Raw genomic sequence first — 19,936 nt, 5'->3', positions numbered from 1 at the left:
ACTCCTTCGATCAGCCCGTGCCGTCTGGGGGAAGCACGAGGGGGCGACAGCCGAGCCCGGCGCGGGTGCACATGCGACGGAACTGAGCTGCGGATAGATCGTCGAAGATTCCATCAGAAGATCAAGCGGATGGGAAGGTTTCGGCTGCACACTTCCCGCGGCGCAGGACTCTGCGCCGCGGGAAGGTGGTCACGCGTTGAACCAGAGCTCGTGGACGTGGGCGTCGCCGCCGCGATAGACCACGTGCTGGGTGCGGTCGACGGCCCAGGTGTAGCCGTCCGGATCGCCGGCCGCACTCGGCGCGCCCGTCGCAGCGGTCAGGTCGTTGTGGTTCCACCCACCGGAGAACCACAGCTCGTGGATGTGCGCGTCCCCGCCGCGATAGACCACGTGCTGCGTGCTGTCCACGTCCCACGTGTACCCGGCCGGATCACCGGCCGCGCCCGGCGCCCCGGTGGCCGCCGTCAGGTCGTTGTGGTTCCACCCACCGGAGAACCACAACTCGTGGATGTGCGCGTCCCCGCCGCGATAGACCACGTGCTGGGTGCGGTCGACGGCCCAGGTGTAGCCGTCCGGATCGCCGGCCGCACTCGGCGCGCCCGTCGCGGCCGTCAGGTCGTTGTGGTCCCACCCACCGGAGAACCACAACTCGTGGATATGCGCGTCCCCGCCCCGATAGACCACGTGCTGCGTGCTGTCCACGTCCCACGTGTACCCGGCCGGATCACCGACCGCGCCCGGCGCCCCGGTGGCCGCCGTCAGGTCGTTGTGGTTCCACCCACCGGAGAACCACAACTCGTGGATGTGCGCGTCCCCGCCGCGATAGACCACGTGCTGCGTGCGGTCGACGTCCCAGGTGTACCCGGCGGGGTCACCGGCCGCGCCGGGCGCGCCCGTGGCCGCGGTCAGGTCGTTGTGGTGCCAGGCGCCGTCGAACCACAGCTCGTGGATGTGCGCGTCCCCGCCGCGATAGACCACGTGCTGGGTACGGTCCACGTCCCAGGTGTAGCCGGCGAGGTTGCCGACCGCGCCGGGCGCGTTCGCGGCGAGCGTGAGGTCGTTGTGGTGCCACTTGCCGTCGAACCACAGCTCGTGGATGTGCGCGTTGGCGCTGCGGTAGACGACGTGCTGGGTACGGTCCACGTCCCAGGTGTAGCCGGCGACGTTGCCGACCGCGGCCGGCGCGGCGGTCGCCGCGGTCAGGTCGTTGTGGTGCCAGCCGTTGGTCGGGTACATCGCCAGGACGGCGGCGATGTCCCCCGGGGAGAGTCCGGTGCGCTGGCCGATCTGCGCGTTCCGGTCGACCGGCGTGATCGTCTCCTGCCCGTTGACGCTGAACGCCGTTCGTGGATAGTGCATGATCGAGCCGTAGTCGTAGCCGCCGAGATCGTCGCCGTCGGTGATGTGCTGGTCGAAGTTGTGTTCCATCCCCGGCTGGATGTTCTGGAAGTTGATGGTGACGAACAGGTCCCGGTCCTCGCGGCTCTGCTCGTGCCAGAGCCCGACCGCGTGGCCGATCTCGTGAATCGCGTTGCCGGTGGAGCAGCCGGTCCCCAGACTGATCGTCTGCGAGCCGCCCTGCATCCCCACCGAGGAGAAGCAGCCGCCCGCGTCGGTGAAGTGCACGAAGTTCGGGAAGTCGCCGGCGTTGGCGGGCGTCCGCTCCGGGAAGCGGATCGGCGTGTGGGCCTCCCAGTGGGCGATGGCGTCACGGACGCGTTGCTGGTTCGGCAGGTTCGGGTCGATGTCGAACGGCACCCGCAGGCCGGGCCAGCGGAAGCGCATGCCGGAGATGCCGACGCCGGCCTCGACCGGCGCGTCCCCGGTCAGTCGCCCGCGCACCTCGGCCAGGGACAGTTCGAGCTGGTCGACGGTGCCGAGGATGATGTCGCCCTCGAACACTCCCAGGCCGTCCACGACGCTGTAGACCACGGCGGTCCTGGGAAAATTGACTCCGGTGATGAGCGCCGTGCGACGCTCGCCGCCTCGGAACTCCCCCGCGTTGCGCCACACGGCGGGCTCATCGGCTTGTGGCATGGTGGTTCCCCTTTCCGCTCGCGCGGATCGTCCGGCAGGTCAGACCCGGCGTACCGCCACCTCGACCTCCCCCTGGTCCGGTGACACCGGGTAGGCGGCGGCGGAGACGAAGTCGCCGCTGGTGACGGTGCTGCTTCCGGTCACGTCGACGTGCACGCGCACCGTGTACCGGCTCCGCCCGTCCATCGCGTGTGCCGGGACCCGGATGGTGAAGGGCAACGACCCGCCCTCCCCCTGCGGCAGGGGCACCCGTTCCTCGACGTGTTCCGCGATCGTGGTGGCCGGCGCGTCGGCCCGGGTCACGTCCTCGATCCGGGCCACCACGCGCGCGGCCTCGCCGGGCCGTTCTCCCGCGGGGAAGACGATCCGGCCGGTGACCGTCGTGCCGGGCCCGTCGCCCATCGGGGACCACCGCCTCCGCCTACGCCATCGGACCATCGCAACACGCGAGCCCGCGCCGGGCGTGGCTGCTGTCTGAGATCTGCCTCAGCGGCTGGTGCGGGACAATGCCGCGGTGAGCATTCGCGAGCTTCTCAGCGATCTGCGCGTCTTCGACCGGCCCTTACCCCGGTTCGCGCCGGAGGAGGCCCCGCCGCACCCGGACAGCCTGTTCGCCTCCTGGCTGCGCCAGGCCGTCCGGGACGGGGTGACCGAGCCGCACGCAATGAGCCTGAGCACGGTCGACGCCGGCGGCCTGCCGGACACCCGGATCGTGCTGCTGCGGGAGATCGACGACCGTGGCTGGCAGTTCAGCACCGACGCGGAGAGCGCGAAGGGCCGCCAGGCCGCCGATCGCCCCGCGGCCGCGCTCGGCTTCTACTGGCGTGAGCAGGGCAGGCAGGTCCGGGTGCGGGGAACCCTGAGCCGGCTGGACCCGGAGACCTCCCGGGCGGACTTCCTGTCGAAGTCCCCCGGGTCCCGCGCGGCCTCCCTGGCCGGCCGGCAGAGCGCGGTCCTGACCGATCCGGCCCACCTCATCCAGGCGCTCGCCGACGCCGACGAGGTGATCGAGCGCGACCCGCGGACGATCGCCGGGAGTCACACCGTGTACGCCGTGGTCCCGGTCAGCGTGGAGTTCTGGCAGGGCGACAGCCGGCGCCGCCACGTGCGCCTGCGCTATCGCAAGGAGCGGGACACCTGGCACAAGGAGCTGCTGTGGCCGTGAAACCTAGGGCACCAGCACGATCCGCTCGTCGGTGACCGCGGTCCACGCCGCGGCAACGTCGGCGAGCGGCACCTGCCGCGCCCGCACCTCGATCGCCCCGTCCCCCACCGCGGCGGCGATCTCCGGCAGCTCGGCGATGAAGTCGCGGGCCGGGACCGACCCGATCCCGCTGCCGACGATCTGCATCCGCGCGGCGCGCAGCGCGGCCGACGGGATCGGGGCCTCCGGCCCGGCCATCGAGCCGATCTGCACCCAGGTCAGCGGCGCACTCCGGTCGGCCCGCGCGGTCAGCATCGGGATCATCGCGGCGGCAGCCGGCTCGCCCCACACGTAGTCGAGGACGACGTCGACGTCGGCCGCGCCCGCGATCCGGTCGAACGTGCAGGTCTCGTCGGCGCCGAGCGCGGGCAGCGCGGCCAGCCGCCGCTCGTCGCGTCCGGCCGCGATCACCCGCGCCGCGCCGAACAGCTTGGTGACCTGGACCGCCATCCGCCCGGCGTTGCCGGTCGCGCCGATGACCAGGACCCGCTGCCCCGGCGTGAAGCCGGCCCGGCGGCGCAGCGCGACCCACGACGACATCGCCGGGTTCATCGCCGCCGCGATCCGCACCGGGTCGATGCCGTCCGGCAGCACCACGCTGCGCCGGGCGTCGATCACCGTCCGGTCGGCGAACGTCCCGACCCGGGCGTCGTCGAGCACCGCGTAGCGCATCCGCCCGTCCGGGCCGCGGACCACGCCGTCGACGCCGGGCACCAGCGGCAGGGCGCCGGCCGCGCTGTAGTGCGCCCCGCTCGCCTTCGACCGGGTCAGGTGGTGCAGATGGTTGGGAATCCCAACGATGTCAACTACGATCGGCCGCATGACATCCGAGGACTCGGTGGACGAGCTGATCGACGCCCTGGTCCGCTGCACGTTCCAGGTGACCGGCGTGCTCACCCGCATCGGCGCGGAGAACGACCTGTCGCTCACCCAGCTGCGCGTCTTCGGCATCCTGCGCGACCGCCGCCCCCGGATCACCGAGCTGGCCGCCTACCTGGGCCTGGACAAGTCGACGATGTCCGGCCTGATCGACCGCGCCGAGCGCCGCGGCCTGCTGGCCCGGGGCAAGAATCCACGCGACGGCCGGGTCATCGAGGTGTTCCTGACCCCGGCCGGTCACGAGCTCACCCAGCGGCTTTATGCCGAGGTCCGCGCCACGCTCGCGCCCGACCTGGACGGCCTCGGCCCGGAGCAGCGCACCCAGTTGCTCGGCCTGCTCGAACCGCTGCTCAACGCCGGGGCCGGCCGATGACCAGCCACGAGCCCGAGCCGCCCGGGGACGTCGGCGCCCGGATCCGCCGGCTGCGCGTCACCCACGGCCTGACCCAGCGCGACCTGGCCGAGCCACAGTTCAGCCGCACCCTGCTGGCGGCCGTCGAGGCCGGTGCCCGGAAACCGAGCGATCAGATGATCGCGCACGTCGCGGTCCGCTTCGGCATCGATCCCGACGATTTACGGTACGACCGGCCGCCCGGCGCCGCGGCCGACCTCGACGACGCCCTGCGCCAGGCCCGGCAGGCTCTCTCCCAGGGCAAGGTGGAGCATGCCGAGGACGTGTTCGGGCGGGTTCAGGCCGACGCCACCCGGTGGGCGCTGCCCGCCCCGGCCTGCTGGGCGGCGTACTGGCTGGGTGAGGCCCGGATGCAGCGCGGCGACATGCGCGGCGCCGAGGAGCAGTTCGCCCGGGTGCGCGACCGGGAGCGGGACTGCCCGCCGGCGGCGCGGGCGGCGGCGCTGGCCCGCTGGGCGTACTGCCGGTTCGCCGGTGGTGACGCGTTCACCGCGACCGCCGTGCTCCAGGAGGAGCTGCGGGCGGTCCGCGAGTCCGGCACCCCCGATCCGGACGCCCGGGTGCGGCTGTCCACGGTGCTGCTGTACATCTTCGTGGAGCTCGACTGGCGGCAGCGGGCACACGACCTGGAAGCCGAGGTGGCGCCCCTGCTGTCGCGGGTCACCCGGGCGGAGTGGGTTGCGCACTTCAACATGACCGCGGGGCAGCTGCGGCGGAGCCCGGCCGAGCTGCCCGCGGCGGAGCGGATGTTCGGCGAGGCCGGCCGCATCTACCGCGAGCTGGGCCTGACCCGCGAGATCGGGCTGTGCCACTGGGGGTACGGATACGTGCTGCGCCGGGTCGACCGGCTACCGGAGGCGGCCCGCGAGTTCCGCGCCGCGGCCGAGATCCTGCTGGCGGTCGGCGCGACCCAGGACCACGCGGGCGCCACGCTGGAGCTGGCCGAGGTCCACCGCCGGCAGGGTGCGCTGGACGAGGCGGCCCGGCTGGCCGGGGTGGCCGCCCGGGTCAGCGCGCAGGTCCGGCACGTCGAGTGCATGGCCGAGGCCGACCGGCTGCTGGGCCTGGTCGCGGTGAGCCGCGGCGACACCGCCGAGGGCGAACGGCTGCTGGTCCGGGCCGCCGACCGGTACGAGCGGGGTGGCTTCGTGACCGAGCTGATCCGTACCTGCCGCATGCTCGGCGACGTCCTGCTCGACGCCGGGCGGACCGCCGAGGCGGGCGCGGTGCTGCGCCGCGGCCTGCACGCAGCGGAGGCGGCGCGATGAGCGAGCTCGCGAGCGAATCAATCGGCACAGTGGTTGGTTCATCGCGACGCCGGAGCGCAGCGGAGGTGGCGCGATGAACGAGGACGTGGGCGGGCGGATCCACCGGCTGCGCACGGCGCGCGGGCTGACCCAGCGGGAGCTGGCCGCCGACCGATACACCTCGGCGTACGTGTCGTCGGTGGAGTCCGGTCGCCGGGTGCCGTCCACCGACGCGCTCGCGCACTTCGCCGCACTGCTCGGGGTCAGCGCCGAGGAACTGGCCACCGGCAGCTCCCCGGATCTTCAGGTCCGCCTCGGCCTCGAACTCGCGGGCCCCGCGGTGAGCGAGGCGGACTACCTCCGGCTGGCCGAGCACGCCGACGAGCTGGGCCGGGCGCACTGCCAGGTCGGACTCGGCTACCTGGCGCTGCGCCGCGACGACCTCGACGCGGCCGCTCGTGCGTTCGCCGAGGCCGGGCGGCTGTCCGCGGGGGCGCCGGCGCACCTGCGGGCCGCGCCGGTGATCGGGGAGGCGGAGTGCCTGCGGCGGCAGGGCGATCCGCGATACGCCGTGTTCCTGCTGCGCCGGGCGCTGGACGAGCTGGCCGGCGCCGGGTTGCCGGATCCCGGGGCGCTGCTCGGGCTCAACGTCCGCCTCGCGCTGTGTCACCGGGACCTCGACGACGAGGACGCGGCGGCCGGCGCGGCATCGGCGGCACTGGCGCTGGCCGGTCCCGCGGACGCCGGCGCGCTCGCCGACCTGCACCTGACCGTGGGCAGGACGCTGCTGTCCCAGGGCGACACGCGGGGAGCCGAGGGGGCGCTGTCGCAGGCGCGGCAGGCTCGCGGGCAGGCCGGACTGGCGGTGGAGCTGGCCGAGTGCCGGCTCATCCGCGGGCGGGCCCGGCACCGCGCGGGCGACCTGGACGCGGCGGCGCGCGACCTGACCGAGGCGCTCACCGGGCTGACCGGCCGGCCAGACGGGACGGTTGGTGCGCGGGGCGAGGCGGCGGTCGAGTTGGCGGCGGTGTATCGGGGACTGGGCCGGCGCACCGAAGCAAGGGTTTTGCTCGAAGATGTGCCCGCGGCCGGGCCGGCGGGCGATCGGGTGCTGGCCGCGCTCGCCGCGGACGAGGGCGATGTCGCCGGTGCCGAGCGGCACCTGCGCGCCGCCGCGGACGGCTACCGGCGGGCCGGGCCGCGGCGCAGCCTGGCCGCGGTGCTGCTGGCGCTCGCCGACAACCTGGAGGCGCAGGACCGCGCGGCGGAGGCCGTCACGCTGCTGCGTGACGGCCTCGCCGAGGTGGAGCGGCTGTCCGGGGACTCACCGCGTTCGGACTGACCTCAGCACGGGCCGGCGTCGGCCCAGACCGCCCAGGAGGCGGGCGCACCGGGTTCGGCACCGGTGGAGTACCAGGTGGAGTTCCACAGGTGACCGTTGTAGGACACCTTGTCACCGGGGACGTAACCGCGGGTCGCGGACCAGGCCGCCACCCCGCCGCAGCCGGTCGGCGGCGTGCCCGAGACGGTCAGCGTGTACGTCGTGGTGTGCGTGTTCTCCGCACCCGTCCCGGTGATCGTCAGCGGGTAGGTGCCGGCGGCCGCGGTGGCGGCGACCGTGACCGTGAGGGTGGCCGAGCCGCCGGCGGTGACCGACGCCGGGCTCACCGCGGCGGTCACGCCGGTCGGCGCGCCGGAGACCGCGAGGTTCACCGTCTGGGCGTTACCGGACGTGACGGCCGTGGTGATCGACGCGGTGGCCGAGTTGCCCGGCGCGACCGTGCCGGACGCCGGTGAGGCCGACACCGAGAAGTCGTTGCCGGTCGGCGGCGTGCCGGTGGTGACCGTGACGGTGTAGGTCGCGGTGTGGCTGCCGGAGGGGGCGGACCCGGTGACGGTGATCGCCTTGCTGCCGACGGCCGCGGTCGAGGCGGCCCGCAGCGTCAGCGTGGACGACTGGCCGGCGGTGACGGTGGCCGGGCTGAACGTCGCGGTGACCCCGGACGGCAGGCCGGACGCGCTCAGCGTGACGGTCTGCGCGTTGCCGGCGGTGCGCTGGGTGGCCACCGTGGTCGTCACGCTGCCGCCCTGCGCCACGCTGCCCGCGGTGGGGCTGGTCGACAGCGAGAAGTCGTCGGACGGCACGGCGGTGCAGGCCGGTTCGCCCGACTGCGCGCCGATGCTGACCGCGCTCCAGGCGGCCTTGGTGCTGGCGCACTCCGGCGAGCCGGCGCCGAACAGCGTGACCGCCGCCCGGACCGTGGCCCCCCGATACTTCGGCGCGCTCCAGCCGGAGGTCTTCATGTTCATCGCGGACATGAAGATCTGTCCGGCCTTCTGGATGCCGATGCCGGTGACCGTGCTGCCGTCGCAGGTCGGGCTGGCCGGGTTGCCGTTGGCCGGCCGGCTGCCCTCGGCGAGCAGGTAGAACCAGTGGTTGGTCGGGCCGGCCGCGGCGTGCACCTCGGTGCCCGGGATGGACGAGGAGTAACAGCTCGGGTCGCCGTTGGTGCCCGGGTTGTACATGTACCGGATCGGTCCCGAGCCGACCAGGTTGATCTCCTCGCCGACGGTGTAGTCGGCCGGGTCGTTCGCGTTGCCGGCGTAGTGCTCGGTCAGCGCGCCGAAGATGTCGCCGGTGGCCTCGCCCAGGCCGTTCTCGGCCGCGGTGCCCGCGCCGGTGAACTGGTCGATGGCGTGGCCCATCTCGTGGCCGACCACGTCCATGCTGACCGCCTGCGCGGTGCCGGCCTGGTTGTGCCCGAAGGTGCCGGTCGAGCCGTCCCAGTAGGCGTTGACCGCGTTGAGCCCGACATAGAGCGGGAACGCCCGGCCGGTGCCGCTGATGCCGCTGCGCCCGAGCCAGGACTGCAGCATGTTCCACTCCTGTTCGACGCCGTAATACGCGTCGACGCAGGCGGTTTGCAGGTCGGTCCCGGTGCCGGTGCCGCCGTTGCGGTACGTCTGCTTGCTGGTGTAGTTGCCGCAGGACAGCCCGGAGCGCTGTGGGTCCTGGAGCAGCCCGCCGTTGGTGTCGATCTGCACCGATCCGTTGAGGTAACCGCGGGCCGCCTCGAAGACGACGTCGTCCTTGGTGGAGAGAACCTTGCCGGTCTGCGCGTCGACCCAGACGTGCAGCCGGCTCGGGGCCCTGTCCCGGGTGCCGGTCAGCAGGGTCTCGTACGCCAGCCGCGGCTTCGCGGTCAGCGCGTAGACCACCAGCTGCGGCTGGTTAGCGTCGGTCACGGTGTCGAGCTGAGCCCGGGCGCGGGCGGCGGCGGTCGTGGCCGGGATGCGCGGCGTGACCGAGCCGAGGGTGACCTGGCCGTGGTCGGCGGCGAGGGTGTCGCGGACGTGGCCGGTGGCGTCGACCACGACGGTCGCGTCGCCGCCGACGACCGGCAGCCCACGGTAGGTGCGGTCGTAGGTGACGTACTGGAGGCCGCCGAGGCCACTGACGGCGGTGCGCCGCAGGAAGGCGTCGTCGGGGCCCTTGGCCAGGGCGTCGAGGCCGCTGGCGGCGGCCCGGTCGGCGGCGGCCAGGGCGGTGGCGGGCGGGGTGGGGCCGGGTTGCGGGGCGGCCTGCGCACTGTCGTGTGTTGCGAAGGCGATGGTGGCGGCGCCGACGGCCAGCGCCGTCACCGCGCTCAGAACGGATCTCGTTGTCACCGGAGCTCCTTGGGGGATCACCTGTCGGGAGGGGAAACTCGACCGCGGGTGGCGGTCAGAGGCGCTGCCAGAGGGCCGGCACGGCGGGTGGCTCCCAGCCGGTCATCGAGGTGTGTTGCTGCAGGCAGCGGTACGCGGCACCGCCGTAGGTGACCTGGGCGCCGGTCGCGTAGGTCACGCCGGGTGCCCAGGTGCCGCCGGGCGGCGCGGTGGTCGGGCCGGTCGGGCCGGGGCCCGGGTTGCCGGCGGTGACCAGGGTCAGGCCGTACGCGGCCAGGATCGGGTTGACCGGCTGGAAGTACATGACGCCGCCGGTGGTGCAGTTGCCGGAGCCGCCCGAGGTGACCCCCTGCGCCTGGTCGCCGGCCAGCCAGGAGCCGCCCGAGTCGCCCGGCTCGGCGCAGGCGTTGGTGCGGGTCAGGCCGCTGACGGTGCCCTCGGCGTAGGTGACCGAGGCGTTCTTCTGCTGGATGGTGCCGCAGTGCCAGCCGGTGGTGGAGCCGGAGCGGCAGACCGCGGCGCCGACGGCGGCCTCGGTGGAGCCGGCCACGGTGACTGTGCCGCCGCTGTAGTTGTTCACCAGTCCGCGCGGGGTGTTGCCGGCGTCGACCCGGACCCAGGCGTAGTCGCGGCCCGGGAAGGTGGAGCCCTGGAACGTGCCGGCGGGCTGGCTGGTGCGGGCGCCGGCCTGGCCGCAGTGCCCGGCCGTGACGAAGCCGCCGGTGACCGAGAACCCGATCGAGCAGCGGGTGCCGCTGCCGATGTAGTAGGCGTTACCGCCGATCACGTCGAGGTAGGGCCGGGGGTTCTCGGTGGTGGCCCGGACCTGGACGGCGGCGGCGACGCCGGCCCGGCGGGCGAAGGCGTGACCGGTTTCGATCGCGTCGGCGTGCGCCAGGACGACCACGGTGTTGGCGATCAGGTCGGCGTACCAGCCCTCGACGGCGGCGGGCGCCGCGATCCGGTCGAGGCGGGTGACCGTGTCCCGCAGCTGCGCCTCGTTGCGCGCGACCGGGACGGGTTCGGCGCCGAGCGCGCGGACGGCCGCCGCGGCACCGGTGTCGGTGATGCCGACCTGGACGGTGCGGCCGTCGCCGGCGACCCAGGTGCCGCCGTAGTGGGCGCCGAGGGTCTGGCGCAACACCTGCTGGGTGCGCCCGGCCCGCTGGTCGGTGTCCAGCCGGGCGGTGGCCTGCATCGGGGTGAGCCCGAGGTCGCGTTGCAGGGCGCTGAACAGTTGCGGGTCGACGCCGGCCGGCACGGTCGCGGCGTCGGCGTGGGTGGTCACGGTGAGGGCTGCCACGGCGATGGCGGCGAGGGTGGCCGCCAGCACGGCGGTTGGTCTTCGAGGCACGGCGAACTCCTTGGGCACAAGGCCGTTAACTTCTGTTACCTTCGATGTGTCGAGCACCATAGGTACGCCGCGCCGTCGCCGTCAATAGACGGATCTCGATCAATCTGGCACTTTCTCCGCAGGTCGCACCTGAGAGCGCTTCCCAGCGAGCTTTCTCGTTCAAACTGTTGACAAACTTAACTATTAATCGCTCTGATAAATATCGGCGGGCGTCGAAGTGCCCGCCGTGCGTACTCGAGGAGCGACATGAAGATCACTACGAGATCCGCGGCGGTCGCGGCGACCGTGCTGCTGGCGCCGATGGCGGCGGTGCTGGCGACGACCGCGCCGGCCACCGCCCACGGTTGGATCACCAGCCCGCCGAGCCGCCAGGACCAGTGCGCCACGGGCGCGGTGTCGGGCTGCGGGCAGATCGCGTACGAGCCGCAGAGCGTGGAGGCGCCCAAGGGTGCCACGACGTGCAGCGGCGGCAGCGGCTTCACCGTGCTGGACAACGACAACGCGGGCTGGAAGGTCAGCGACATCGGCAGCAACGCCACGTTCACCTGGCGCAACACCGCGGCGCACCGCACGCTCAACTGGCAGTACTACGTCGACGGGCGGCTGCACCAGACGATCAGCGGCAACGCCTCGCAGCCGCCGTCGACGGTGTCGCACACGATCACGAACCTGCCGGCCGGGCGCCACAAGATCCTCAGTGTCTGGAACATCTACGACACCGCGAACGCCTTCTACGCCTGCGTCGACGTCAACGTCGGCGGCGGGGGCGGCGGGCCGACCACTCCCCCGCCCACCGGCAACTGCACGGCCGCGTGGTCCGCCACCGCGGTCTACACCGGCGGCACGACCGTGTCACACGCCGGCCACAACTGGACCGCGCGCTGGTGGACACAGGGCGAGGAGCCGGGCACCGGCGGCGAGTGGGGCGTCTGGCAGGACAAGGGCGTGTGCTGACCAGATTCCTTGCGTACGCCGTAGTCGCGGCACTCGCCGTGTCCGGCTGCTCCCCCGCCCCACCGGCCGGCCCCGCCGCCGAGCCCGCGCATCACCACCACAGCGCCGTGGTGGCCTCCGGACAGCCGCAGGGTCCCCTGGTCGTGCAGGCCGACGACCGGTTCGAGCCGGCCCTCGGCGTGCTGATCCCCACGTTCGAGGACGCGTTCCCGGGCACCGACGTGCAGGTCTCGTACGGCACCGGCGCCGCCGCGGTGACGGCCGCGGTCACCGGGACCGCCGACGTGGCCCTGGTGGAGCGCGCCGACGCCGCACACACCGATCTGCGCGTGGTCGACGTTCCCCAGCGGTTCGCTCTCGCCTTCGCCCCGGCCGGCCGCAACCCGGTCACCGCGGACGCGTTCCGGGAGCTGCTGTGCTCCGCCCTGGCCCAGCGGGTCCTCGCCGGCGCGGCCTGAATCAATCGAGTTCCTTCACCAACGTTCTGTGAGGTGGATCAACCATGTCCAAGAGCCGTACCCTCTGGGCCGGCGCCGCGACCTTGATCGGGGCGGCGGCGATGCTGCTTCCGGTCGCCACGGCGTCCGCGGCCACACCGTGTGCGCCGGCGTGGAGCGCCACGCAGGTCTACACCGGCGGCAACACCGTGTCGTACGAAAGCAGGAATTACTCCGCGAAGTGGTGGACCCAGGGCGAGGTCCCCTCGGCGAGCGGGCAGTGGGGCGTCTGGGCCGACAAGGGCGCCTGTGACGGCGGGACCGGGCCCAGCACCCCGCCGAGTTCGCCGAGCTCGCCGTCCACCTCGCCCTCCTCACCGCCGACCGGGCCGTCCGGCGACAAGTGGGTCGTCGGCTACTTCGCCGAGTGGGGCGTCTACGCCCGCAACTACCACGTGAAGAACATCGACACGTCCGGGTCGGCCGCCAAGGTCACGCACATCCTGTACGCGTTCGGCAACAGCAGCGGCGGCCGGTGCTCGATCGGCGACTCCTATGCCGACTACGAGAAGGCGTACACCGCCGACCAGTCCGTCGACGGCGTCGCGGACACCTGGGATCAGCCGCTGCGCGGGTCGTTCAACCAGTTGCGCAAGCTGAAGAAGAAGTACCCGCACCTCAAGGTGATCTACTCGATCGGCGGCTGGACCTGGTCGGCCGGCTTCACCCAGGCCGCGCAGAACCCGGCCGCGTTCGCCGACTCCTGCTACAGCATGGTGGAGGACCCGCGCTGGGCCGACGTGTTCGACGGCATCGACATCGACTGGGAGTACCCGAACGCCTGCGGTCTCCAGTGCGACAGCAGCGGGCCGGACGCCTTCAACAAGGTGATCACCGCGCTGCGGTCCAAGTTCGGCCAGAACTACCTGATCACCTCGGCGATCACCGCGGACGGCAGCGCCGGCGGCAAGATCGACCTCACCGATTACGCCACCGCGGCGCAGAAGCTCGACAAGGTCTTCCCGATGACCTACGACTACTTCGGCGCGTGGGCGAACACCGGACCGACCGCACCGCACTCGCCGCTCACGTCGTACGCGGGCATCCCGATCACCGGCTTCTACGCCGACGCGGCCATCCAGAAGTTGAAGGGCAAGGGGATCCCGGCGAGCAAGATCCTGCTCGGGATCGGGTTCTACGGCCGCGGCTGGACCGGTGTCACCCAGACCGAGCCGGGCGGCACGGCCACCGGGGCGGCGCCCGGGACGTACGAGGCCGGCATCGAGGACTACAAGGTCCTGAAGAACTCCTGCCCCAGCACGGGGACGGTGGCCGGCACCGCGTACGCCAAGTGCGGCAGCAACTGGTGGAGCTATGACACGCCCGCCACGATCGCCGGCAAGATGGCGTACGCCAAGCAGCAGAGCCTCGGCGGCGCCTTCTTCTGGGAGTTCTCCGGCGACACCGGCAACGGTGAACTGATCTCCGCGATCAGCGGCAACCTGTAACCCGACGACCGTCGCGGAGAGCCGGCTCCCCGGCTCTCCGCGACGCCGGTCAGGGAACCACGGTGACCGGCCAGCGGCCGTAGCGGACCAGCCGGTGCGCGACCGAACCGGCGATCCGGTGCAGCGCCCGCTCCGGCCGGCCGACGATCACCGCGTCCGCCCACATCTCGTCGGCCACCTGGCACAGCTCGGAGAACGGGTCACCGTGCCGGACGACCATCTCGAAGTCGACGCCGAGCCGCGGCTGCTCCCGCAGCAACGTGTCCCGGAAGTCGCGCTCCATCTGCTCGTGCGTCGCCAGCGCCGCCGTGACCGCCGCGCCGGACGGGTCGGCGAACGACAGCACGCCGCCGACCGCCGGCCGGACGAACACGCCGACCAGCCGCGAGCCCTGCCGCCGGGCCAGCCCGACGGCGTACGCGCCGGCCCGCATCGACGAGTCACTCCCGTCGACGCCGGCCACGATCACACTCGGCCGCATGTGGTACTCCAGGATCAGCCAGTACCTGAACGCTAATCGTTCATATATAGGTACGGTATCCTGACGCTGACCGTTCAGCAATAGGAGGCTGGGCCGCGATGACCACCACCAACGGCCCCGGCCGGCCGCGCGATCCGGACGTGGACCGGCGGATCAGCCAGGCCGCCCTGGACGTGTTCGGCGAGCTGGGCTGGGCCGGGTTCGCCATGGAGACGGTCGCCAAGCGCGCCGGCATCGGCAAGGCCAGCCTCTACCTGCGCTGGAGCGGCAAGGAAGCGCTGCTCACCGATGCCATCAGGGCCGGACTGCCGAAAATAAGCGACGTCGACACCGGCACCCTGCACGGCGACCTGGTCGAGCTGGCCACCCAGGTCCTCGCCCTGTATGTGGGGCCGGGCAGCCGGGCCGCGCTCCGGCTGCACCTGGAGGCGGCCTCGATCGCCGGTGTCGCCGAGCACTACGCGGCGATGCGCACCGCACAGATCTCCGCCGCGCGCCACATCATCCGCCGCGGCATCGACCGTGCCGAGCTGCCCGCCGGCACCTCGGTCACGCTGCTGCTGGACACCCTGGTCGGCGGAGCGATGATGCACGCGCTCACCACCCCGCCCGGCCGGCGGGACACCCTCGCCGCGGGCGCCGCCGAGCACGCTCGCGCGCTGGTCGACTTCCTGCTGCACGCGGTCGCCGCCCCGGCCTGATCCGGCGGCGCCGAACTTATCGCGGAGCGGTCACCAGAACCACCTTCCCGGACACCCGCGGGGCGCCCGGCGCGCGGCCGACGATCCGATGTGCCCGGTCCGCCTCCGCCAGCGGCAGCACCGCGCCGACCCTGGCGACCAGCTTGCCGGCGGCCAGCCGCTCCACCAGGCCCAGCAGCTGCTCCCGGTCGTAGCGGACGGCCAGCACCCGCGGGGTGATGCCGCGCTCGGCAGCGAACGGTCCGCCCGGCACCCAGAACTCCGGCACCACCGTCACGTAGCGGCCCCCGGCGCGAACCCGGTCGAACGCGGCCCGGGCCACCGGCCCGCCGACCACGTCGACGGCCGCGTCCACCTCGCCGTCGCCGTCGAGTGCCACGGTGATCCCGCGCTCCGCGGCGAGCTGCGTCAGCAGGGACCCGATCGCCCCACGCGGCCCGTTGACCAGCAGCGTCCGCACGTCGCCGACCGCGTCGAGCAGTTGCATGGCGGTCAGCCCGGCCAGCGGAAGCGTCGCCGCGCCGACCGGGTCCACGTCGTCCGGCAGCGGCACGACCCGGTCGGCGGGCAGCGCCACATACTCCGCGTAGGAGCCGGTCTGGGTCGCCTTGTGCGCGGTGAACCCCAGCACCGGCCGGCCGGTCGCCACGTCGGTGCCGGCCACGTCGTAGCCGGGCACCATCGGGAAGCGCACCGGCTCGTCCCACGGGTAGGTGCCCGCGACCATGCCGACGTCCGCCGGGTTGACCGCCGTGGCCACCACCTTGACCAGCACCTCGCCCGGCCCGGCCACCGGGACCGGCAGCCGCAGGGGCCGCAACCGCTCACCGAACCGCTCGACCCCGACCGCGACCATCTCGTTGTCCGTCATGCCGCCAACGCTAGGAATCCCGGCCGCGGGCGGCCTTGATGCAGATCAAGCCGGGAGCGAGACGCCGGTCACCCGCAAAGCGTGCCGGATGCGGCTCAGCGCCTCCGGCGACACCCCGACATATGCCGCGATCTGCCGCTGGGTGAGCCGGGCCGCGATCCCCGGCCGCTGCTCCAGGAACGCCTGATAGCGCCCGGTCGCGTCCATCGTGAGCAGGTCACGCTGGCGCTGCTCCTCGTCCAGGAACAGCCGCGCGGTCATCGCCGCCAGCATCGCCTGCCAGGCCGGGTCGCCCTGGCAGAGCCGGTCGAACGCGGGGCGGCCGGCGGTCAGCAGCTCGCACGGCTCGACGGCCTCGATGCAGAGCTGCGACGGGCCATCGCGCAACACCGCCGCATAGGAGCAGACCAGATCGCCTTCGGCGCGAAAGCCTTTCGTACGCTCAGCAGCGCCGGGAAAGAACAGCCGGGTCAGCCCGCGCACCAGGAACGACACGTCCCGTGACGGCTCGCCGGCCCGCTGGAGCACCGTGCCGGCGCCGACCGACCGGGGCCGGAACACCGCCCGCGCCTTGACCAGCTCGGCGTCCGGGATCGGCGCCCACCGGCGCAGCCCGGCCGCCAGCACCGCGTAGGAATCCCGCACGGCCCGATCCTATTCCTCGGCGTACGCCTGGTCCCGGCGACGCCGCGGAAGCCGCCCGCCGGCACCCTCAACGGGACCCGGCCAGCACCCAGCGCCCGCGCCCCTGCCGCTTCGCCTGGTACATCGCGTGGTCCGCGGTCCGCAGCATGTCCCCGTCGGCGGCCACCTCGTCCGGCCCGTAAGCCGCGATCCCCACGCTCGCCCCCAGGTCCAGCGTCACCCCCCGGAACACGATCGGCCGCGCCACCTCATCGAGGACCCGCTCCGCCAGCCCGATCGCCTCCGCCTCCGGCAGCCCCGGGCACAACAGCACGAACTCGTCCCCGCCGAGCCGCACCACCAGGTCGGTCCCGCGCACCGCACCCGACAGCCGCTCCGCCACCGTGGTCAGCACCAGGTCACCCGCCTCGTGCCCGAACTCGTCGTTGACCCCCTTGAACCCGTCCAGGTCCAGATAGAGCACCGCCACCGGCCCCGACGTCACCCGGTCCAGCTCGGCGGTCAGCACCGCCCGGTTGGCCAGCCCGGTCAGCGGGTCGTGCCGAGCCTGGAACGCCAGCTGCGCCTGAGCCTTCTCCTGCTCCCGCACCGCGATGGTGAACCTGCTGAGCACGAACGCCGTGCTCAACGCCGTCGCGACCAGCGCCATCACGGCGTTGCCGTGCAACCCCGACTGCACCACGCTCAGCGTCGGCGCGGTCAGGAACGCCAGCCCGAGGAAGAGCACCCGCGACGGGTGCAGCACGTTCATCTGGTGCCCCGGCAGCGTCAGCTCCGCCCGGTCCGGGTGCAACCCGGCCGCGATGATCAACGCGTTCCCCAGCATGATCAGCGGCCCGATCCGGGCCACGATCGCGTAGTCCAGGAACTCCGGCAGCACGTTGTAGCCGACGTCGATCAGCAGGTACAACGTGACCGCCGCGAGCAGCAGCCGGGTCGGCGCCCGCCGGTCCCCGGGCGACAGCGCGATGAACAGCACCGCGGTCAGCAACACGATGTCGGCGACCGGATACAGCGCCGGCACCACCGTCTCGGCCGGCGAGTACCCGGCCCCGAGGATCGGCTGGATCAGGAACTGCCAGCTGGCCAGCGCCGCCGCGACGGCCAGGGTCAGCCCGTCGAGCACCGCGGCCCGCATCCGCCCGGGCGCCCGCCGCGCCGCCATCCGGGTCAGCGCCACCGCCAGCACCGGATAGCCGGCCAGCCAGAACGCGTCAGCGAGTCCGACCGGCGGCACGCTGGACAGGTAGTAATAGACGATCTCGATCACGTCACCGGTCAGCCACAGGGTCTGGGCGACCGCGACCAGCGCCCACAGCCGGCGCCGCGGCCCGGGCGCGGTCCGCGCGACGGCCCGCCAGGCTACCGCGCAGAGCACCGCGTACGTGGCGAAGTAGAGCACGTTGCCGGCCGTCGTGTCGTAGGTGACGACCGACGCCGCGACCGCCACCAGCACGCCGCCGAGGAACAGCCAGACCCTGCGTGATGCCATGGCGTGACCGTCGGCAGGACGTGGCCGGAGTTTTGCCCGATCGCCGGTGATCCACGCCACCACCTGTCGCCGGACATCGATCGTTCGTAATATGGCCGGATGCGTGCCGTGGTGGTCACCGCGCTGGGCGGTCCCGACGTTCTCCGGTTCCTGGAGCGGCCCGATCCGGAGCCCGGGCCGGGCCAGGTGCTGGTCCGGGTCCGCGCCGCGTGCGTGCACCCGGCGGACGTCGCGGCCCGCGTCGGGCAGATCCCGGGCGGGCCGGTGCCGCCGCCGTTCCTGCTCGGCTGGGACATCGCCGGCGAGGTGGTCACGACCGGCGAGCACGTCTCCGGCTTCGCTCCCGGCGACACCGTGGCCGGGATGATCCCGTGGCACCTGACCCGGGGCGCGCCCGGCGGTTACGCGGAGCTGGTCGCGGCCGACGCCGGCTGGCTGGTCCCGGTCCCGGACGGTCTCGACCCGGTGCTCGCCGCCACCGTGCCGCTCAACGCGCTGACCGCGCACCGGGCGTTGGAGATCATGGCGCTGCCCGGTCCGGCGACCGTGCTGGTCACCGGCGCGAGCGGCGGCGTCGGCGGGTTCGCGGCCCAGCTCGCCGTGCGGGCCGGGCACACCGTGATCGCCTCGGCCACCGACGACGACGAGGACTGGGTCCGCGGCCTCGGCGTGCACACCGTCCTGCCGCGCGCGGCGGCGCCGGCCGTGGGATCGGTGTCAGCCGTGCTCGACGCCGTACCGATGCATGGTCTCGCCGGCGCGGCTGCCGCCGCCGGCGGCATCGTGGTGAGCACGCGTCCGGCGCCGCCGATCGATGCGGACCGCGAGGTGCGTCAAGAGACAGTTTTCGTACGCGAAAACGCCCTCGCCCTGCTCGACCTGGTCGAAGCGGTCGCCGACGGCCGTCTGCGCACCCGGGTCGCGGCCACGTTCCCGCTGGCCGACGCCGCCGAGGCGCATTGCCGCTTCGAGCGTGGCGGCCTGCGCGGCAAGCTCGTCCTGGTGGCGTAGCCCGAACCTTGCTTGACCTGAGCCTCCGACCGGCTAAGCTGTCTTTCAACCAACAAGTTGAAAGGGCGTCCGATGAGCTTCTCCGAACTACCCGCCGAGCGGCACCGCCAGATCGCCGACGGCTTCACCGCCCGGGTGCAGGGCGCCAAGCACTGGGACGCCCCGGCGCCGGTGGCCGGCTGGACCGCCCGCGACGTGGTGCGTCACCTGGTCGAGTGGCTGCCGGCCCTGCTCTCCTCCGGGGCCGGCGTGCAGCTGCCGCCCGGCCCGGGCGTCGACGCAGACCCGGTCGCGGCGTGGCAGCACCACCACACCGCCGTGCAGGCCCTGCTCGACGATCCGGCCACGAAGCAGCGCACGCTGAACAACCCGCACATCGGCAGCGTCCCGCTGGACCAGGCGATCGACAGCTTCTACACCACCGACGTCTTCATGCACACCTGGGACCTGGCCCGCGCCACCGGCCAGGACGACCGCCTCGACCCGGACGAGAGCGCCCGGCTGCTGGCCGGCATGGAGCCGGCCGACGAGATGCTGCGCGCCTCGGGTCAGTACGGTCCTCGGGTCGCGGTCCCGGACGACGCGGACGTGCAGGCGAAACTGATCGGCTTCATCGGCCGCGACCCGTACTGGACGCCGGCCTGATCAGCCGTTCGGCCGCCGGTCGATCGCCTGCAGCGACCAGCTGTTGCCGTCCGGGTCCCGGAAGTAGACGAAGTCGCCCCACGGCTGGGCGTCGACGTCGCTCGCCTCGACGCCGGCGTCGAGCAGCTGTTTGCGGGCGGCCTCGGCGTCGGCCACCACCACCTGGATCTCCTGGGTGCCGGGCGTCTTCCCGGTGATGCCCTCGCCGATCACGATGGAGCACGCCGAGCCCGGCGGCGTGAACTGCACGAAGCGCAGCCCGTCGCGTACCTGACGGTCCATGTCGAGGTGGAACCCGATCCGCTGGTAGAACGCGATGGCCCGGTCCACGTCGGTCACCGGCACGGGCACGAGCTCGATCTTCCATGTGGCTGTCATGTCCCCATCGT

20 protein-coding genes are annotated in these 19,936 nt (G+C 73.0%); 10 read left to right on the top strand and 10 right to left on the bottom strand.

Annotation, left to right across the window (positions count from 1 at the left end; translation table 11 throughout):
• Positions 1-189 precede the first annotated feature (189 nt).
• Entirely contained in the window at positions 190-2,037 is a 1,848-nt protein-coding gene (gene legP, locus Aiant_RS41830) for a Dot/Icm T4SS effector Zinc-dependent metalloprotease LegP (protein ID WP_189330175.1), read from the bottom strand.
• Between the two features lie 39 nt (positions 2,038-2,076).
• Positions 2,077-2,439, bottom strand: a complete 363-nt coding sequence (locus tag Aiant_RS41825; RefSeq protein WP_189330174.1) for a YbaY family lipoprotein — start codon at positions 2,437-2,439, stop codon at positions 2,077-2,079.
• Positions 2,440-2,551: 112 nt separating this feature from the next.
• Here Aiant_RS41825 and Aiant_RS41820 point away from each other — a divergent pair, with 112 nt between their 5' ends.
• Positions 2,552-3,202, top strand: a complete 651-nt coding sequence (locus tag Aiant_RS41820) for a pyridoxine/pyridoxamine 5'-phosphate oxidase (protein WP_189330173.1) — start codon at positions 2,552-2,554, stop codon at positions 3,200-3,202.
• A gap of 3 nt (positions 3,203-3,205) precedes the next feature.
• On the opposite strand, the gene Aiant_RS41815 is transcribed toward Aiant_RS41820, so the two are convergent.
• The gene (locus tag Aiant_RS41815; protein ID WP_189330172.1) at positions 3,206-4,063 is read right to left on the bottom strand and encodes a quinone oxidoreductase family protein; all 858 of its coding nucleotides are present in this window, start codon (positions 4,061-4,063) and stop codon (positions 3,206-3,208) included.
• Here Aiant_RS41815 and Aiant_RS41810 point away from each other — a divergent pair.
• From Aiant_RS41810 to Aiant_RS41800, 3 genes are all read left to right on the top strand, one after another.
• Positions 4,062-4,493, top strand: coding sequence for a MarR family winged helix-turn-helix transcriptional regulator (locus tag Aiant_RS41810; protein ID WP_189330171.1), 432 nt, complete (start codon positions 4,062-4,064; stop codon positions 4,491-4,493). The two genes, Aiant_RS41815 and Aiant_RS41810, sit on opposite strands and share 2 nt — an antisense overlap.
• Positions 4,490-5,800, top strand: a complete 1,311-nt coding sequence (locus Aiant_RS41805) for a transcriptional regulator (protein WP_189330170.1) — start codon at positions 4,490-4,492, stop codon at positions 5,798-5,800. Before Aiant_RS41810 ends, Aiant_RS41805 begins: the two co-directional genes overlap by 4 nt.
• A gap of 73 nt (positions 5,801-5,873) precedes the next feature.
• Entirely contained in the window at positions 5,874-7,121 is a 1,248-nt protein-coding gene (locus Aiant_RS41800; RefSeq protein ID WP_189330169.1) for a helix-turn-helix domain-containing protein, read from the top strand.
• Between the two features lie 2 nt (positions 7,122-7,123).
• Here the strand turns inward: Aiant_RS41800 and Aiant_RS41795 are convergent, their stop codons facing one another.
• Together Aiant_RS41795 and Aiant_RS41790 are read right to left on the bottom strand one after the other, a co-directional pair.
• Positions 7,124-9,448: a M4 family metallopeptidase gene (locus Aiant_RS41795; protein WP_189330168.1), complete on the bottom strand. Its 2,325-nt coding sequence runs from the start codon at positions 9,446-9,448 to the stop codon at positions 7,124-7,126.
• A gap of 55 nt (positions 9,449-9,503) precedes the next feature.
• A complete protein-coding gene (locus tag Aiant_RS41790) occupies positions 9,504-10,802 on the bottom strand; it encodes a carbohydrate-binding protein (protein ID WP_229829980.1) in 1,299 nt (432 codons plus the stop codon).
• 246 nt (positions 10,803-11,048) lie between these two features.
• Between Aiant_RS41790 and Aiant_RS41785 the strand changes: the two genes are divergently transcribed.
• The 3 genes from Aiant_RS41785 (at position 11,049) to Aiant_RS41775 (ending at position 13,701) form a co-directional block, all read left to right on the top strand.
• Positions 11,049-11,756, top strand: coding sequence for a lytic polysaccharide monooxygenase (locus Aiant_RS41785; RefSeq protein WP_189330166.1), 708 nt, complete (start codon positions 11,049-11,051; stop codon positions 11,754-11,756).
• Positions 11,750-12,214 carry a substrate-binding domain-containing protein gene (locus tag Aiant_RS41780; RefSeq protein WP_189330165.1) on the top strand — a complete coding sequence of 155 codons (465 nt, stop codon included), beginning with the start codon at positions 11,750-11,752 and terminating at the stop codon, positions 12,212-12,214. Before Aiant_RS41785 ends, Aiant_RS41780 begins: the two co-directional genes overlap by 7 nt.
• A 101-nt stretch (positions 12,215-12,315) precedes the next feature.
• Positions 12,316-13,701: a glycosyl hydrolase family 18 protein gene (locus Aiant_RS41775; RefSeq protein WP_425322733.1), complete on the top strand. Its 1,386-nt coding sequence runs from the start codon at positions 12,316-12,318 to the stop codon at positions 13,699-13,701.
• Between the two features lie 49 nt (positions 13,702-13,750).
• On the opposite strand, the gene Aiant_RS41770 is transcribed toward Aiant_RS41775, so the two are convergent.
• Positions 13,751-14,182, bottom strand: coding sequence for a universal stress protein (locus Aiant_RS41770; protein WP_189330163.1), 432 nt, complete (start codon positions 14,180-14,182; stop codon positions 13,751-13,753).
• A 98-nt stretch (positions 14,183-14,280) separates the two neighbouring features.
• Between Aiant_RS41770 and Aiant_RS41765 the strand changes: the two genes are divergently transcribed.
• Entirely contained in the window at positions 14,281-14,883 is a 603-nt protein-coding gene (locus tag Aiant_RS41765; protein WP_189330162.1) for a TetR/AcrR family transcriptional regulator, read from the top strand.
• Between the two features lie 16 nt (positions 14,884-14,899).
• Here Aiant_RS41765 and Aiant_RS41760 read toward each other — a convergent pair whose 3' ends face one another.
• The 3 genes from Aiant_RS41760 to Aiant_RS41750 all read right to left on the bottom strand — a co-directional run bounded on the left by Aiant_RS41760 (position 14,900) and on the right by Aiant_RS41750 (position 17,891).
• Positions 14,900-15,754, bottom strand: coding sequence for an NADP-dependent oxidoreductase (locus tag Aiant_RS41760; RefSeq protein WP_189330161.1), 855 nt, complete (start codon positions 15,752-15,754; stop codon positions 14,900-14,902).
• 45 nt (positions 15,755-15,799) lie between these two features.
• On the bottom strand, positions 15,800-16,399 hold the full coding sequence (locus Aiant_RS41755) for a Crp/Fnr family transcriptional regulator (protein WP_189330160.1): 600 nt from the start codon (positions 16,397-16,399) through the stop codon (positions 15,800-15,802).
• Between the two features lie 67 nt (positions 16,400-16,466).
• On the bottom strand, positions 16,467-17,891 hold the full coding sequence (locus Aiant_RS41750) for a GGDEF domain-containing protein (protein ID WP_189330159.1): 1,425 nt from the start codon (positions 17,889-17,891) through the stop codon (positions 16,467-16,469).
• Between the two features lie 99 nt (positions 17,892-17,990).
• Between Aiant_RS41750 and Aiant_RS41745 the strand changes: the two genes are divergently transcribed.
• Together Aiant_RS41745 and Aiant_RS41740 are read left to right on the top strand one after the other, a co-directional pair.
• Complete coding sequence (locus tag Aiant_RS41745; protein ID WP_189330158.1) at positions 17,991-18,902, top strand: NADP-dependent oxidoreductase; 912 nt, start codon at positions 17,991-17,993, stop codon at positions 18,900-18,902.
• Between the two features lie 72 nt (positions 18,903-18,974).
• Positions 18,975-19,547 (top strand): TIGR03086 family metal-binding protein, encoded by a 573-nt coding sequence (locus Aiant_RS41740; protein WP_189330157.1) that lies wholly within the window; start codon positions 18,975-18,977, stop codon positions 19,545-19,547.
• Here Aiant_RS41740 and Aiant_RS41735 read toward each other — a convergent pair whose 3' ends face one another.
• Positions 19,548-19,925, bottom strand: a complete 378-nt coding sequence (locus tag Aiant_RS41735) for a VOC family protein (RefSeq protein WP_189330156.1) — start codon at positions 19,923-19,925, stop codon at positions 19,548-19,550. It lies immediately after the preceding gene.
• Positions 19,926-19,936: the final 11 nt, after the last annotated feature.

The organism is Actinoplanes ianthinogenes (assembly GCF_018324205.1).
Lineage (GTDB): Bacteria > Actinomycetota > Actinomycetes > Mycobacteriales > Micromonosporaceae > Actinoplanes > Actinoplanes ianthinogenes.
This window is presented reverse-complemented; position numbering and strand designations above follow the sequence as displayed.